General features: G+C 70.4%; 14 protein-coding genes. 8 read left to right on the top strand and 6 right to left on the bottom strand.

Annotation, left to right across the window (positions count from 1 at the left end):
- Positions 1–67 precede the first annotated feature (67 nt).
- The 7 genes from AC07FN_RS38290 to AC07FN_RS38320 all read left to right on the top strand — a co-directional run bounded on the left by AC07FN_RS38290 (position 68) and on the right by AC07FN_RS38320 (position 5744).
- A complete protein-coding gene (locus AC07FN_RS38290) occupies positions 68–928 on the top strand; it encodes a DUF4097 family beta strand repeat-containing protein (RefSeq protein WP_478400050.1) in 861 nt (286 codons plus the stop codon).
- 227 nt (positions 929–1155) lie between these two features.
- Entirely contained in the window at positions 1156–2328 is a 1173-nt protein-coding gene (locus AC07FN_RS38295; protein ID WP_478400051.1) for a cytochrome P450, read from the top strand.
- A gap of 106 nt (positions 2329–2434) precedes the next feature.
- Positions 2435–2869, top strand: a complete 435-nt coding sequence (locus AC07FN_RS38300; protein WP_478400052.1) for a type III secretion system chaperone family protein — start codon at positions 2435–2437, stop codon at positions 2867–2869.
- A gap of 42 nt (positions 2870–2911) precedes the next feature.
- Entirely contained in the window at positions 2912–3154 is a 243-nt protein-coding gene (locus tag AC07FN_RS38305; RefSeq protein WP_132482381.1) for a hypothetical protein, read from the top strand.
- A 201-nt stretch (positions 3155–3355) separates the two neighbouring features.
- The gene (locus tag AC07FN_RS38310; RefSeq protein WP_478400053.1) at positions 3356–3811 is read left to right on the top strand and encodes a MarR family winged helix-turn-helix transcriptional regulator; all 456 of its coding nucleotides are present in this window, start codon (positions 3356–3358) and stop codon (positions 3809–3811) included.
- Between the two features lie 6 nt (positions 3812–3817).
- Positions 3818–4570, top strand: coding sequence for a protein phosphatase 2C domain-containing protein (locus tag AC07FN_RS38315; RefSeq protein WP_478400054.1), 753 nt, complete (start codon positions 3818–3820; stop codon positions 4568–4570).
- Positions 4571–4691: 121 nt separating this feature from the next.
- Positions 4692–5744 (top strand): hypothetical protein, encoded by a 1053-nt coding sequence (locus AC07FN_RS38320; protein WP_478400055.1) that lies wholly within the window; start codon positions 4692–4694, stop codon positions 5742–5744.
- Between the two features lie 125 nt (positions 5745–5869).
- Here the strand turns inward: AC07FN_RS38320 and AC07FN_RS38325 are convergent, their stop codons facing one another.
- Positions 5870–6757, bottom strand: a complete 888-nt coding sequence (locus AC07FN_RS38325; RefSeq protein ID WP_478400056.1) for a DUF72 domain-containing protein — start codon at positions 6755–6757, stop codon at positions 5870–5872.
- 226 nt (positions 6758–6983) lie between these two features.
- Positions 6984–8147, bottom strand: a complete 1164-nt coding sequence (locus AC07FN_RS38330) for a cytochrome P450 family protein (RefSeq protein ID WP_478400057.1) — start codon at positions 8145–8147, stop codon at positions 6984–6986.
- Between AC07FN_RS38330 and AC07FN_RS38335 the strand changes: the two genes are divergently transcribed.
- Positions 8119–9048, top strand: coding sequence for a PhnD/SsuA/transferrin family substrate-binding protein (locus AC07FN_RS38335; protein ID WP_478400058.1), 930 nt, complete (start codon positions 8119–8121; stop codon positions 9046–9048). The two genes, AC07FN_RS38330 and AC07FN_RS38335, sit on opposite strands and share 29 nt — an antisense overlap.
- 32 nt (positions 9049–9080) lie before the next feature.
- Here the strand turns inward: AC07FN_RS38335 and AC07FN_RS38340 are convergent, their stop codons facing one another.
- The 4 genes from AC07FN_RS38340 to AC07FN_RS38355 all read right to left on the bottom strand — a co-directional run bounded on the left by AC07FN_RS38340 (position 9081) and on the right by AC07FN_RS38355 (position 13763).
- Entirely contained in the window at positions 9081–9902 is an 822-nt protein-coding gene (locus tag AC07FN_RS38340) for an FAD binding domain-containing protein (protein ID WP_452617993.1), read from the bottom strand.
- Positions 9899–10372 (bottom strand): (2Fe-2S)-binding protein, encoded by a 474-nt coding sequence (locus AC07FN_RS38345; RefSeq protein ID WP_093262086.1) that lies wholly within the window; start codon positions 10370–10372, stop codon positions 9899–9901. The genes AC07FN_RS38340 and AC07FN_RS38345 overlap by 4 nt, the downstream gene beginning before the upstream one ends.
- 254 nt (positions 10373–10626) lie before the next feature.
- Positions 10627–12888 carry a xanthine dehydrogenase family protein molybdopterin-binding subunit gene (locus AC07FN_RS38350; RefSeq protein ID WP_478400059.1) on the bottom strand — a complete coding sequence of 754 codons (2262 nt, stop codon included), beginning with the start codon at positions 12886–12888 and terminating at the stop codon, positions 10627–10629.
- 86 nt (positions 12889–12974) lie between these two features.
- The gene (locus AC07FN_RS38355) at positions 12975–13763 is read right to left on the bottom strand and encodes an HpcH/HpaI aldolase family protein (RefSeq protein ID WP_358576314.1); all 789 of its coding nucleotides are present in this window, start codon (positions 13761–13763) and stop codon (positions 12975–12977) included.
- Between the last annotated feature and the right edge of the window lie 414 nt (positions 13764–14177).

Below are 14177 nucleotides of genomic sequence, written 5' to 3' on the forward strand. Positions count from 1 at the left end.
TTCCGGCTCGTACACCACACGTCCTACCAGCGAGGACGCTCACCTAACACGATCTGAGGGGACAGCCATGCCAACTTTCGACACGCCGGAACCGATTTCCGCCACGATCGACGTCGTCCTGGGTGACGTGCGGATCGTCGCCGCCGACCGGGCCGACACCGTCGTCGACGTGCGGCCGACCGACCCGTCCCGGAAGGCCGACGTGCGGGCGGTGGAACTGACCCGCGTCGAGTTCTCCGATGGCGAGCTGCTGGTCAAGACGGAGAAGCGGTGGCGGCACTACGGCCCGCGCGACGGCGGATCGGTCGAGGTGCTGATCGAGCTGCCGACGGGGTCGCAGGTGCGCGGCGAGTCAGCGCAGGGGGACTTCCGCGGCGAGGGAAGGCTCGGCGAGTGCCGGTTCCGGACCTCGGTCGGCGCCATCCGGCTCGACGCCACCGGCCCGCTGAACGCGAAGACCGCCACCGGAGCGGTCGCCGTCGACCGCGTGGCGGGCCCGGCCGAGGCCGCCACCGGGTCCGGCGAGCTGCGGATCAGGCGGGTCGACGGTGCCGGGGTGTTCAAGAACTCCAACGGGGAGACCCGGATCGGCGAGATCGGCGGGGAAGCGCGGTTGAGCGCGGCCAACGGCGGCATCACCGTCGAGAAGGCGCGCGACTCCGTCCGGGCCAAGACCGCCAACGGCGACATCCGGATCGGCGAAGTCGCGCGCGGCACGGTCGAGCTGGACGTGTCGGTGGGGGAGCTGGAGGTCGGCATCCGCGAGGGGACCGCCGCGTACCTGGACCTGAACACCACGATCGGTCGCGTGCACAACTCGCTGGACAGCGTCGATTCGCCGGGAGACGCGGAGGAGACCGTCGAGGTCCGCGCCAACACGGTGAGCGGTGACATCATCGTGCGCCGCTCCTCGCTCGTCGACGAATGACCGGCGAATAGGTCCCGAAAAGCACCACGCCGCCGTTCTTTCCGGCGGTGACCTTCGCCAGGACCGAGGTCCTGCGCCACGATCCCGGCCCTTGACGCGGCCGGTGTTCGCGCGGATGCGCTTCCTGCTGCCCTCGCTCCGGCCCCGGTGCCGGTCCTGATCGGACGCGCCCGTTTTTCCTTTTATCCCAGCGAAAGGGAATACCCGTGATAATCGATGCTGCTCGCATGGCGGTCGACCCGCAGCACTTCTGGCTGCGCGGCGAGAAACCGGCGAACCCGGTCGACTTCGACGAAGAGCGAGGCGTGTGGAACGTCCACGGCCACCCGGAGGCGGTCGCGGTCCTCGGCGATCCGAAGACGTTCTCCTCCGACATCACGAGGGTCATGCCGATCGAGCTCGACCCGGCCTTCCTGGAGGGCGACCTGACGCAGATGGACCCGCCGCAGCACCGCAAGCTGCGGCGGTTGGTCAGCCACGCGTTCACCCCGAAGATCGTGGCCGACCTCGAACCGCGGATCGCCGCGCTGACGCACGAACTGCTCGGCGCGGTGGCCGACCGGGACCGGTTCGAACTGGTCGCGGATCTGGCCTACCCGCTGCCGGTGATCGTCATCGCGGAACTGCTGGGCGTGCCCAGCAGCGACCGCGACCTCTTCCGGAAATGGGTGGAGGAGCAGGTCAGCGGCGGCCAGCAGCTCTCGGTCTTCGACCAGGGCGAGGAGCAGCTGCGGGAGATGAACGCATCGCTGGAAAGCATGCGGCAGATCTACGACTACCTCCTCGAACACGCCGCGGAGCGGCGGCGGAACCCCCGCGAGGACCTGCTGACCCAGCTGGTGCAGGCGGAGATCGACGGCGAACGGCTCGCCGACAACGAGGTTGCGAACTTCGCCAACCTCCTGCTGGGCGCCGGGCACATCACCACCACGATGCTGCTGGGAAACACGGTGATGTGCCTGGACGCGCACCCGGAGCAGGCGGCGCGGGTGCGCGCGGACCGCGCGCTGGTGCCGGGCGCGATCGAGGAATCGCTGCGCCTGCTGACCCCGTTCGCGCTCACCTACCGGGCGACGACGACGGAGACCGAGGTCGGCGGTCGGCGGGTGCCCGCGGACCAGGTGCTCTCGGTGTGGCTCGGGGCGGCCAACCGCGACGGCCGGGTGTTCGCCGAGCCGGACGCCTTCGACCCGGCCCGCGACCCCAACCCGCACATCGCGTTCGGGCGCGGCATCCACTTCTGCCTGGGCGCGCCGCTGGCCCGGCTGGAGGGCCGGATCGCGATGAACATCCTGCTGGACCGCTTCCCGGTGCTGCGCACGGATCCGGCGAACCCGCCGGTCCTCATGCCGGGCACGGACATGATCGGCGCGACTTCGCTGCCCTTGCTCACCGAATAACGCGTTCGGCTGCTCCCGGCCGGAAAACGGGTCGGCGCGGTGGGACGGCGTGGCAAGATCGCCGTCGAAATCCATGCCGGTTCGCGGCCTATTGCTGGGAGGAATCGTGGCGACCTGGGAAGACCTTCTCGAATTCGTCCGGACCGAATACCGGGTCGTCCCCGGTGAGGCGGAGGAAGGCGAGCCCGAGTACCGGATCATCGAGGACAGCGAGGACGAGATCCGGCTCCTCGTCGAATACGAGGACGACCGGAGCCAGATCGTCATCGTCTGCCACGAGCGGCTCGACGGCAGCGAGGACTGGGTGCAGGTCGTGTCGGTGATCGGCCTGGCCGAGAGCGTCAACCTGCGGAAACTGCTGGAAGAGCTGGGGCAGACCTCGGTCGTGTGCGGGGCGCTGATCATCGGGGACCACGTCGTGCTCCGGCATTCGCTGCCGCTGCTGAACCTCGACATCAACGAGTTCACCGATCCGCTGAACTTCGTCGCGGAAACCGCGGATCATCTCGAAGAGCTCTTCTTCCGCAACGACGACCATTGACCCGTTTCGGGTATTTCGGGGTATTTGGGGTTGAATGGGGGAATGGGATTCTTCCAGAACTCGAAAGCCGATCTCGGCGCGATGGCCGCCGCCGCTCTCGAAGCGGAGCGGCGGCGGTTCACCGTTCGCCTGGTGGCGCTGCCCGGCAGCAAGGACGACGCGATCGATCCGTGGTCGGAGCGGATCGAGGCGATCGAGGACGAGGGCTGGGAGCTCGACCGGTTCTCGGTGGTGCCGAACGAGAAGGGCTGGGTCGAGGCGTACGTGCTGTTCAAGCGGAGCTGAGGGGCTCGATCCGTTGAGCGGGTGCGGGTTTCGTCGCGATCGCGGTGGTCGGCAGGTCGGCGACCGGGATGCCCTGGCGGCAGATGCGCGAGGCGCGAGGCGCGAGCAGGTAGTTGCAGACGCTCGATAAATGCTTGCACGCGCTTCATAACCGCGCAAGCTGCTATAGTCGTGGGAGGTACGCATCACGGGAGGTGTGCGGTGGGGATCGCCGACGACGCCGTCGAGATTCGGGCGCACGGCTGGCGCACGCTCGCCGCGCTCCACGGGGCGCTCGAAACCGCGCTGGAGAAGGCGCTGCAGGCCGGGCACGGGTTGTCGGTCGTCGAGTACACCGTCCTGGACGCCCTGAGCAGGCAGGACGGCTGGCACATGCGGATGCAGCAGCTCGCCCGCGCCACTGCGCTCAGCGGCAGCGCGACGACCCGGCTGGTCAACCGGCTGGAAGACCGCGAGCTGCTCACCCGGGTCCTGTGCAAGGACGACCGCCGCGGTATCTACACCGAGCTGACCGACGCGGGCCGGGCCCTGTGGGAGCAGGCCCGCCCCACCCACGACGAAGCCCTGGAGAAGGCGCTGGTCGAAGCGGAGCGGCTCCCGGAGCTCGCGCCGCTGGCGGCAGCGCTGCACAACCTGCCGCAGCGGCCCGGCGGCTGACCGGGCGTGCGGGCGACGCAGGCGACGATCGCCACGCCCGGCCGGCCGAACGAGGACTACCTGGCCACCGGGCCCGATTGGGCGTTCGTCCTCGACGGCGCGACTGCTCCGTCCGGAGTGGACAGTGGCTGCGTGCACGACGTGCCCTGGCTGGTACGTCGGCTCGGCGGCGAGCTGGCGCAGCGGCTAGCGGCGTCGGACGGGACAGCCGCCGACCTCCTCGCCGACGCGATCCGCGCGACCTGCGCAGCGCACGCGGACACCTGCGACCTGCGAAACCCGTCGAGTCCCTCGGCGACCGCGGCGCTGCTGCGGCTGCGCGGCGACGACCTCGAGCACCTCGTGCTCGCCGACAGCCCGATCGTGCTCGACGTGGCGGGCGAAACCCGGCCGATCATCGACGACCGGATCGAACACCTGCCCGGCTACACGCTTGAAGCGGTCCGCGACCTGCGGAACCGGCCGGGCGGATTCTGGGTCGCCGGCACGAAACCCGAAGCGGCGTACGAAGCCGTGCACGGCGTGCTCCCGGCGCCCGACGTGCGCCGGGCGGCGCTGCTCACCGACGGCGCGTCCCGCTACGTGGACCGCTTCGGCCTCGGCGACTGGACCGACCTGCTGGACCTCGTGGAGCAAGCCGGCCCGGCCGAGCTGCTGCGCCGGGTGCGAGCCGCGGAAGCAGCGGAAACCCCGGCGGAAAGCCGCAGGCGAAGGGGAAAACCCCACGACGACGCCACCGCGGTGTTCTTGCGCTTCTGAACCCGCCACGATCCGGGCGCGGGTCTGCTCTGTTCGAGCGGAAAACCGCTTGAACGGTTCCGCCGCGCTGGACGCCCGGTACTGAATTGTGGAGTGCAGCCCAGTGCGTGGAGGACGCCGGATGAATCGTGAGCAGCGTGGTGTCGTCAAGGCGGTGTCGGTGATCGCGGCGGCGCTCTGGATCGTGCTCGGATTGCGTTTCGGCTGGCCGGCGTGGCTGTGGCTGGCGCTGGTCGCCGTGACGTGCGTCGCTCCGTGGGTGATCTTCTGGCAATTCCGGCGCTGGCAGGACCGGAAGCTCGCGGCGGAGCCGTCGGCCGTCGAAGCCGCCGAACCGCGGGAGCGACCGCAAGCGGCCGAGAGGTCGTTATCGGGCCTGCCGATGCGAAGCGCGCACCCGGACTACAAGTTCTTGTTCTCCGGCAAGGTGTTCTGGTACTCGAAGCCGGACGCGCCGGGGCTGCCGCACGCCGACCCCGGCGGGCTGGCCATCGACCTGGTCCTGGAGCAGGCCACCCACTTCGTGGCGGAAGTGCCGCCGGACGAGGGCGAGCTCGCGCAGTACCGGCTGAACGCCGCGCTCGGCGTGGAACGCTCCGATGCGTCCGGGCGCGTGGCGGCCTGGGCCGGCGACGTGCGGCTCGAACTGCCCGACGCCGACGTGGACCGGCTGCATCGCCTCGCCGAGGCGCGCAAGCAGGAAGAGCTCTGGGAACGCGCGCGGAACCACGAGCGCGAAAAGCGCGCCTACCTGGCCGAAGACGTGCTGAAGAATCCCGGCAGCGCGCTGGTCTGGTGGTTGGCGAGGGAGGACGGCAACGTCGACGAAGCGGTCCGCCAGATCGCCAACCTGCGGAGGCTCACCGCCGCCGCGCACGACACCCGGATCCCTGACCCGGACCTCCACCCTCCACAGTGGATAACCGCGATGCCGGGCGACCAGCACACGATGCGCTCGTTCCGGCTGGAGGAATTCGAGGTCCAGGGCAGCAGGCTGGGCGCGTCGCAGCACGTGCTGGCCGCGATCGAAGGACTGGCGACGGGGGAGGAGCGCACGGCGCTCGGCCGCCGGGTGGCGGAGGTCCTGGCGGCGCACGGCCACGACGAGCTGGCGGAACTGGTCCGGAGCACCTTCGACGACCGCCCGGAACTCCCGGGCCCGGAAGCGCCCTGAACGTCCCCGAGGCGACCAGCCCGCCCGGCACGGCCGGCGTCAGGGCGGAGTGAACGGCCTGTTTGCTCCGTCTATGGGTGCGAATGGTCCGTTCACTCGGTCAGCCATCGCCGCGCGGCGTGCGTTCAGCGCCTTGCGCAGCGTTCGGCGAGGGACATCGCGTCGTGGGGTGCGTGGGCCTTCACGTCGTTGTCGAAGTACGCGTAGACGTCACGGCCCTTGGTCGTTCGCCCCGGGGTCGCCACCGTGTGCTCCGTTCTCGGGCACTTGCCCTCGTGCCACGACCTGATCAACTTCGCCCAGTGGTCCAGGTCCTCGGCGCTGTAGCCGCTGGCGTACAGCTCCTCGGCGCCGTGGAAGCGGAGGTAGACGAAGTCGCTCGTGACGTCCTCCAGGTGCGGCCAGGCCCCCGCCGCGTCCGCCACCACCAGGCCGATGTCGTGGCTGCGGAGCAGCTCGACCGCCTCGGCGGAGGCGAAGCCGGGATGGCGGACCTCCAGCGCGTGGCGCAGCGGCCGGTCCGCGTCGGTCTCGGTGAGCGAGCGGCCTGCGAGCCGATCGTCGTGCCGAGCGGCCAGCGCAGCGGCCGCGGCGGTGCTCCGGGGGAGGAGGCGGAAGAACGCCGTCAGGCGTTCGACGTCGACGCCCAGCGACGGCGGGAGCTGCCAGAGCAGCGGCCCGAGCTTCGAGCCGAGGGCGAGGACGCCGGAGGCGAAGAAGTTCGCCAGCGGCGTTTCGGCGTCGTGGAGCCTTTTCATGTGGGTGATGTAGCGGCTTCCCTTGACCGCGAACAGGAAGTCGTCCGGGGTCTGCTCCACCCAGCGGCGGTAGGTGTCCGGACGTTGCAGGGAGTAGAACGACGCGTTGATCTCCGTGGAGTCGAGCCGGCACGAGAGGTACTCCAGTTCGGCGCCGCGGCGCAGATCGCGCGGGTAGAACGGACCGTGCCAGGGGCCGTACACCCAACCGGACGTGCCGATCCGGATCCTGCGCGATGCGGAACGAGCTCGCATGACCCTTCCCACGGTATCCGCCGGTTCGCCGACCGGCGGGTCTCCGAGCACCGGACTACCCACCCCGGCCCGGCGCGGCACATCGGAACGGGACCTTCCGGTCTGCCCAAGGGCCCGTTCCAGACCGCTGCCCGGGCACGTGGGACGTGTGGCTGCCTGGGGCGCCTTCGGATGAGCCGGGCGTTCTGAAACGAGCTCTGGATTTGGGCGGGTCCGGCGGCGGTCGTCAGCGGAGGGTGACCGGGAGGGTGCGGAGGCCGCGGTTGCGGAAGGAGTTCCGCCACTGCAGCTCCTCCTCCGGCACCGCCGGCGCCAGGTCCGGGAACCGGCTCAGCAGCGCGCCGAAGCCGATCTCCCCCTCCATCCGCGCCAGCGACGCCCCGAGGCAGAAGTGCGGCCCGTGACCGAACGCCAGGTGCGGGTTGTCGGCGCGGTCGAGGTCCAGGAGCTCCGGGTCGGCGTAGCGGTCCGGGTCGTGGTGCGCCGACACCAGCGAGAGCAGGACCGTCTCCCCGGCCGGGATGGTCACGCCGCCGATCTCGACGTCGGTGACCGTGAATCGGCGGATCGCCAGCTGCGGAGGTGGATCGAACCGCAACAATTCGTCCACAGTGGCCGGTGTGACCCCGCCGCGGGCTTCGGCGAGCGCCGACGGTCGCGTCAGCAGCGCGGCGAGCCCGTTGCCCAGCAGGTTCACGGTGTTCTCGTAGCCGGCGAACAGCACGAGGAACGCCGCCGACGTCAGCTCCTCCTCGCTGAGCCGGTCCTCCTCGTCGCGGAGCTCGATCAGGCTGCTGAGGAAGTCCGCGCCGGGATTCGCACGCTTCGCCGCGATCAGTTCGAGCAGGTAGCCGTACAGCGCCTGGAGCGAATCCCGGGCCTGGTCGGGCGTCTCGGGCGCGAGCATGCCGTCGGTCCACGAGCGGAAGTCCGGCCGGTCGGCGGTGTCCACGCCGAGCAGCTCGCAGATCACCGTGATCGGCAGCGGCGCGCAGTAGGCCGGCATCAGGTCCGCTTCGCGCTGCCCGTCCAGGGCGTCCAGCAGCTCGTCGGCGATCTGCCGGACCCGCGGGCGCAGCGGCTCGATCCGGCGCGGGGCGAACGCCTTGCCGATGATGCGGCGCAGCCTCGTGTGCTCCGGCGCATCCATGTTGAGCAGGTTCGCGTCCAGCGCGGGCGGCAGCGAGAAGCCGCGGTAGCCGCCGGCGGAGTGCTTCTTGTCCAGCGACAGCCGCGCGTCGGCCAGCGCCGCGCGCACGTCCGCGTAGCGGGTGACCAGCCAGATCGATGTGCCGTCCGGGGCGGTCGCGCGGTGCACGGGCCCCTGCTCGCGGAGGCGGGCGTAGGTGGCGCGGGGAGCGGTGACGAAGGCGGAGTCGATCTCGATCACGGTGTCGAAGCTACGCGAGTTGTCAGGTCAGATGCGCCGGACCGTCCGCAGCCGTTCGGCTCGGCGTAACCGGGAGCCGGTCACCGCTCCACCCGGTTTCCGCACGCTGACCGCGCACCTCAGCGATGGAAGGACCTGCCATGTTCAAGACCTCCCGACGGTTGCTCACCGTCCTCGCCTGCGCGGCGCTGCCGTTGGGCCTGACCGCCTGCGGCCCGAGCGCGGCACCGAGCAGGGCGGCGCGCGCAACCCGGACGAGCTGGTGTTCGCCTCGATCCCGACGGAGGACTCCACCAGCCTGGAGCAGGAGTTCCGGCCGCTGATCGACATGCTGGCGAAGGAGACCGGCAAGACGATCCGCGTGGAGAAGGCCACCGACTACGCGGCGGTCATCGAGGGCCAGCGGACCGGCAAGATCGACATCGCGATGTACGGGCCGCTGTCATACGTGGTCGCGAAGAACAGCGGGGTGCAGATCAGTCCGCTCGGCGCCCAGGTGGAGACCGAGGGCGGGGCGCCCGGCTACCGGTCCTACGGCGTGGTCAAGGCCGATTCGCCGATCCAGCGCATCGAGGACCTCCGGGGCAAGCAGGTCTGCTTCGTGCGGAGGGCTCGACGGATGCGTTCGCCGACGCGGACTCTGATACCCATCGCATCGTGGACCTCGTCGCGGCGATGGTGGCGCTGCCCGGAGCGGGCGGCGCAGTCCTGGACGTCCACGGCAGGCCCCTGGAGGTCGACCCGGACCTCCGGCGCCGCTGGTCCGGGGTGGCGGCGGCGACCCCGGAACTGGCGGAAGAACTCGCCGCCACCATCTGCGGCTAGGCATCCAGCTGACTCGGTGTGCCGCGACAGCAATGGGTCCTCAGTGGACTCTGCTGCAAGACGAGGGCGCCCTTGACCGCTCGGTCAAGGGCGCCCTCGGCGGCTCCGCTACGCGCCGCGTGCCGCGGCGGCTTCCAGCGCCCGGCGCACCAGCACCTTCGCCAGGTGCCTCCGGTAGTCGGCGCTGGCGCTGGCCTGGTCCGGCGGCGACGTGTCCTCCGCCGCCCGCTCCGCGGCCTCGGCGGCGCTCGCTCCGCTCGCCAGGGCCGCCTCCACGCCGTGCGCCCGCATCGGCGTCGGGCCCATGTTCACCAGCGCTACGCGCTGGCCGGCGACGGCTACGCCGACCACCGCCCAGTCGATCGCCCGCTTGGTGAACTTCTGGAAGTCCCAGCCCTGCGCGGGGTTCTTCGCCACCCGGATCTCCACCAGCAGCTCGTCCTCGCCGAGCGCGGTCTCGAAGAAGTCGGTGAAGAACTCCGTCGCCGGGATCTCCCGGGTGCCCGACGGGCCCTGCGCGACCAGCACCGCGTCCAGCGCGAGCGCCACCGCGGGCAGGTCGGAGGCCGGGTCGCCGTGCACCAGCGAGCCGCCGATGGTGCCGCGGTGGCGGACCTGCGGGTCGCCGATGGTGCCCGCGGCGTGCGCCAGCAGCGGCACCTCGCGGGTCAGCAGCTCGGAGTGCTCCAGGTCGTGGTGCCGGGTCAGCGCCCCGATCCGGATCTCCGAACCCTCCTCGCGGATGTAGGACAGGTCGCGCAGGCCGCCGAGGTCGATCAGCACCTCCGGCACCGCCAGCCGCAGCTTCATCAGCGGCAGCAGCGAGTGCCCGCCGGCGAGCAGCTTCGCGTCGTCGCCGTGCTCGGCGAGCAGGCTCAGCGCCTCCTCGACGGTGTTGGCCTTCTTGTAGGTGAACGCGGCAGGGATCATTCCGCGGCCCCCGACTTCTCCTTGGCCGCGGTCAGCACGGCTTCGACGATGTTGTGGTAGCCGGTGCACCGGCAGAGGTTGCCCTCCAGGCCGGACCGCACGTCGGCCTCGGTCGGATTCGGGTTCTCCTCGACCAGCGACACCGAGGCCATCACCATGCCCGGCGTGCAGAAACCGCACTGCAGCCCGTGCTTCTGCTGGAAGGCGCGCTGCATCGGGTGCAGCTCCTCGCCGTCGGCGAGGCCCTCGATGGTGGTGACGTCGTGGCCGTCGGCCTGGGCCGCGAGCACGGTGCAGGACTTCACCGACTCGCCGTCGAGCAGCACCGTGCAGGCCCCGCACGACGTGGTGTCGCAGCCGATGTTGGTGCCCGTCAGACCGCAGTCCTCCCGCAGGTACTGAACGAGCAGCGTGCGGTCCTCGACCTCGTGGCTGCGCTGCTCGCCGTTGACGTTGATCGAAACTTGCACGAAACGAACTCCTAAGCACTTGTCGGGTCAGCGTGATCCACTCACCCGAACCAACTCCGCGGGCTGTCTATGCCTCTTTATGTTGCCGTCTTTCAAGCGGCGCAGCCGCTTAGCCCACGCACGCAGGTGGACCACCCGCGGGTTCTCAGATGTCGTCTCCGGAGGACAGCCCCGACGTGGCGTACGTGATGTCGGGGATCCCGGACCGAGGCGGCGTCTGAGGTTCCGCTACGGGACCACCTCCGCACATTGAGTCATGAATGGGCTTGGATGGCCTTCCACACCCGTTCGGGGGTGGTCGGCATGTCGATGTGCCTGACACCGAGGTGGGCCACGGCGTCGACCACTGCGTTCTGGACCGCCGGGGTGGCGCCGATGGTGCCCGCCTCGCCGATCCCCTTGACCCCCAACGGGTTGAGCGTGGTCGGGGTTTCCATCGTCAGCAGCTCGAAGCTGGGCAGCTCGGCCGCCGTGATGAAGGCGTAGTCGGCGAGGTTGGCGTTCTGCGGGTTTCCGTCGGCGTCGTAGGAGACCTCCTCCAGCAGGGCTTGGGCGGCGCCCTGCGCGATGCCGCCGTGCCGCTGGCCCTCGGTGAGGATCGGGTTGATGATCACGCCCGCGTCGTCAACGGTCACGTGCCGAAGATAGTTCACCTTGCCGGTCTCGGTGTCGACTTCGACGACCGCCAGGTGCGATCCGAACGGGAAGGTCGGCCGGTCCTCGGTGAAGTGCACGTCGGCGGCCAGCCCCTCGTCGGCCCGCTGGGCCAGCTCCGCCCAGGACAGCGCGACGCTCGGCGTGCCGCGCACCTGCCACGTGCCGTCGGTGAGTTCGAGATCGGCCTCGTCGATCTCGATCAGCTCCGCGGCCAGCTTGCGGGCCTTCTCCTTGACGTCCACCGCGGCCCGGTGCACCGCGGACCCGCCCAGCTGCAGCGAGCGGGAACCCATGGTTCCCACGCCCTTCGGGATCAGGTCGGTGTCGCCGTGCACGACCTCGATCTTGTCCAGGTCGATGCCCAGCTGGTCGGACACCAGCATCGCGTAGGAGGTCCAGTGGCCCTGCCCGTGCGGGGAGCTGCCGGTGAGCACCAGAACGCTGCCGTCCGGGCGGATCTCGACGTGCCCGGTCTCGCCCTCGGTGTTGTTCGGCGCGGTGATCTCCACGTAGCTGGCCAGCCCGATGCCCAGCTGGAGCGTGGCGCCCTCGGCGCGCCGCTTGGCCTGCTCCTCGCGCAGCGCCTGGTAGTCGGCGGCCTCCAGGACCGCGTCCAGGCCCTTGATGTACTCGCCGGTGTCGTAGGTCATGCCACCCGGCGTGTCGAACGGGAACTGCTCGGGGCGCACCAGGTTGCGGCGGCGCACCTCGGCCGGGTCGACACCGGTCTCGGCCGCGAAGAGGTCCATCGCGCGCTCCACGGCGGCGGTCGCCTCCGGCCGCCCCGCGCCCCGGTAGGCGCCGATCGGCGTGGTGTTGGTGACGACGCAGCGGGCGGCGGAGTCGACCTTCGGGATGTCGTAGACGCCGCTGACCATGAACCGGGTGAACAGCGGCAGGAACGCGCCCATCCGCGGGTAGGCGCCGACGTCCTGGACGATCTCCAGCCGGTAGGCGAGCACGGTGCCGTCGCGGCGGCCGCCGATGGTCACCACCTGCCGCTGCGCGCGGCCGTGGGTCATCGCGACCAGGTTCTCGCTGCGGCTCTCCACCCACTTCACCGGGCGGCCGACGCGCTGGGCGAGGAAGGCCAGCAGCGCGGCCTCCTGCTCGACGCCGATCTTGGCGCCGAAGCCGCCGCCGACGTCGGGCGTGATCACCCGGATCCGCTCCTGCGGCAGCCCCAGGTTCGCCATCAGCTCGTCGCGGCAGCTCTGCGCGTTCTGGTTGGACAGCCACAGGGTGACCTTGTCGCCGTCCCAGGCGCAGGCGGCGGTGCGCACCTCCAGCGGCGCGGCGGCGAGGCGCTGGTTCTCGATCTGCTTGGTGACGACGACTTCGCAGCCGTCGAACAGCGAGTCGTCCAGCTCGCCGCTGGTGCCGGTGACGTTGGTGCCCGCCGCCGGGAACAGCAGGACCTCGTCGCGCAACGCGTCGGCGACGTCGACCACCGGGTCCAGCGGGTCGTAGTCGACGGAGACGAGTTCGGCGGCGTCCTCGCCCTGCGCGCGGGTCTCGGTGAGCACCACGGCCACCGGTTCGCCGACGTAGCGGACCGTGTCGCGGGCCAGGTGCGGCCGTTCCATCGCGGCAGGTGGGGGGCCGCTGACGCCCATCTGCGAAACGAACGGCGGGAGGTCGACGTCCGCGCCGGTGAACACGCCGGCCACGCCGGGCAGCTCGCGGGCCGCCGAGGTGTCGATCTCGGTGATCTTGGCGTGCGCCAGCGGGCTGCGCACGAAGGTGACGTGCAATGCCCCGGCGAGTGCGGGATCTCGCAGGTCGTCCACGTAGGTGCCGCCGGCGGTGAGTAGGCGCGGGTCCTCGCGGCGCTCGACCCGGGTGCCGAGAATGCTCAATGGTGCCTCGCAGTCAACGATCAGAATCGGAACCGACCAGTGAGTCTGGTGCGACGTCCCGCGCCGCACAAGACTTGCGGCCGTTTTCAGGCATAGTCACCGGCGCCTGCGGCTCGTCCCGCTCGTCCTGTCACCTGGCGGACCGCCGCGGTGGCCGCCTCGCGGAGCAGGACCGCGTCCGAGCTCAGCGACGCCAGGTCGAAGCCCAGGTCATGCCAGCGTTGCACGGTTTGGGCGCTGTCACAATGGATGCCCGCCAGCACGCCGTTGCGGCGGCAACTGTCCAAAATGGATCGGACGAGCTGCTCGTGCTCGGCCTCGCGGACCGCGAGCACGGGCGCCATCCCGTGGCCGAGGGCGAGATCGGACGGGCCGATGTAGGCCGCGTCGATGCCCGGCGTGGACAGGATCTCGTCCGCGTTCCGCACGCCCTCGGGGGTCTCGATCATCGCGGCGAGCACGGTGCGCCGGTTGCCGGCCTCCGGCGTGTAGTCGTCGAGCTCGAACGCCGCCCGGATCGGGCCCCAGCTGCGCGAACCCATCGGCGGGTACTTCGCCGCCTCGACCGCGCGGCGGGCCTCCTCGGCGTTGTTGACCATCGGCACGATGATGCCGTGCGCACCGGCGTCGAGGGCCTTCATGATCTGGTCCGGCTGGTTCCACGGCACCCGCACGAAGGTCGGCGTCCCGGTGATCGCGAGCGCCTGCAGCATGGGGACCATCTGGTCGTAGCCGACGAGCCCGTGCTGGGTGTCGATGCACACCCAGTCGTATTCGCAGCGGCCCATCAGCTCGGCGGCGAACGGGCTGGGGATCGAGCACCAGCCGCCGACCGTCGGGCGACCGGCCTCCAGGGTTTCACGCAGCGTTGCCATCATGCTCCTTCGAACTCGATCGCCGACCGCGGCTTGCCGGCGTTCGGCGGGGGTCGTGCCGGGCCGGCGCCGCCCCGGCGTTGCGGGCGAAAACGGTGCTGGTCGAAGGGATTCGACGGTGCGTCGGGACGTCCGCGACTCTAGGACACATCTGATGTTTCGAGCAATACGCCGCGCATGCTTCCGCGGCCGCTGACCGGCCAATACCTCGTCGAACAACCGATTTCACCGTAGTTCCCCGATCGAACGATCAACGTTGACGGCTCGGAACGTCTGATGTATCGGCTGCGGTGGCTCGTGAGTACTTTGGATCGCTATAGCCCGGATCCGCCGGTGGGTGCTTGCTAGCGGGGTTGTTGATCTTCGTTGTTGGTGGTGATCGGCAATCCCGTCGGTGGGCGTGTGGGGGCTGCC

The sequence above is a fragment of the Saccharopolyspora sp. NPDC045941 genome (assembly GCF_056431445.1).

Excerpts from the sequence above, each read along its gene's own strand:
- AC07FN_RS38290 (WP_478400050.1), top strand. The coding sequence starts at position 68 with ATGCCAACTTTCGACACGCCGGAACCGATTTCCGCCACGATCGACGTC.
- AC07FN_RS38295 (WP_478400051.1), top strand. The coding sequence starts at position 1,156 with ATGGCGGTCGACCCGCAGCACTTCTGGCTGCGCGGCGAGAAACCGGCG.
- AC07FN_RS38305 (WP_132482381.1), top strand. The coding sequence starts at position 2,912 with ATGGGATTCTTCCAGAACTCGAAAGCCGATCTCGGCGCGATGGCCGCC.
- AC07FN_RS38320 (WP_478400055.1), top strand. The coding sequence starts at position 4,692 with ATGAATCGTGAGCAGCGTGGTGTCGTCAAGGCGGTGTCGGTGATCGCG.
- AC07FN_RS38325 (WP_478400056.1), bottom strand. The coding sequence starts at position 6,757 with ATGCGAGCTCGTTCCGCATCGCGCAGGATCCGGATCGGCACGTCCGGT.
- AC07FN_RS38340 (WP_452617993.1), bottom strand. The coding sequence starts at position 9,902 with ATGATCCCTGCCGCGTTCACCTACAAGAAGGCCAACACCGTCGAGGAG.
- AC07FN_RS38355 (WP_358576314.1), bottom strand. The coding sequence starts at position 13,763 with ATGGCAACGCTGCGTGAAACCCTGGAGGCCGGTCGCCCGACGGTCGGC.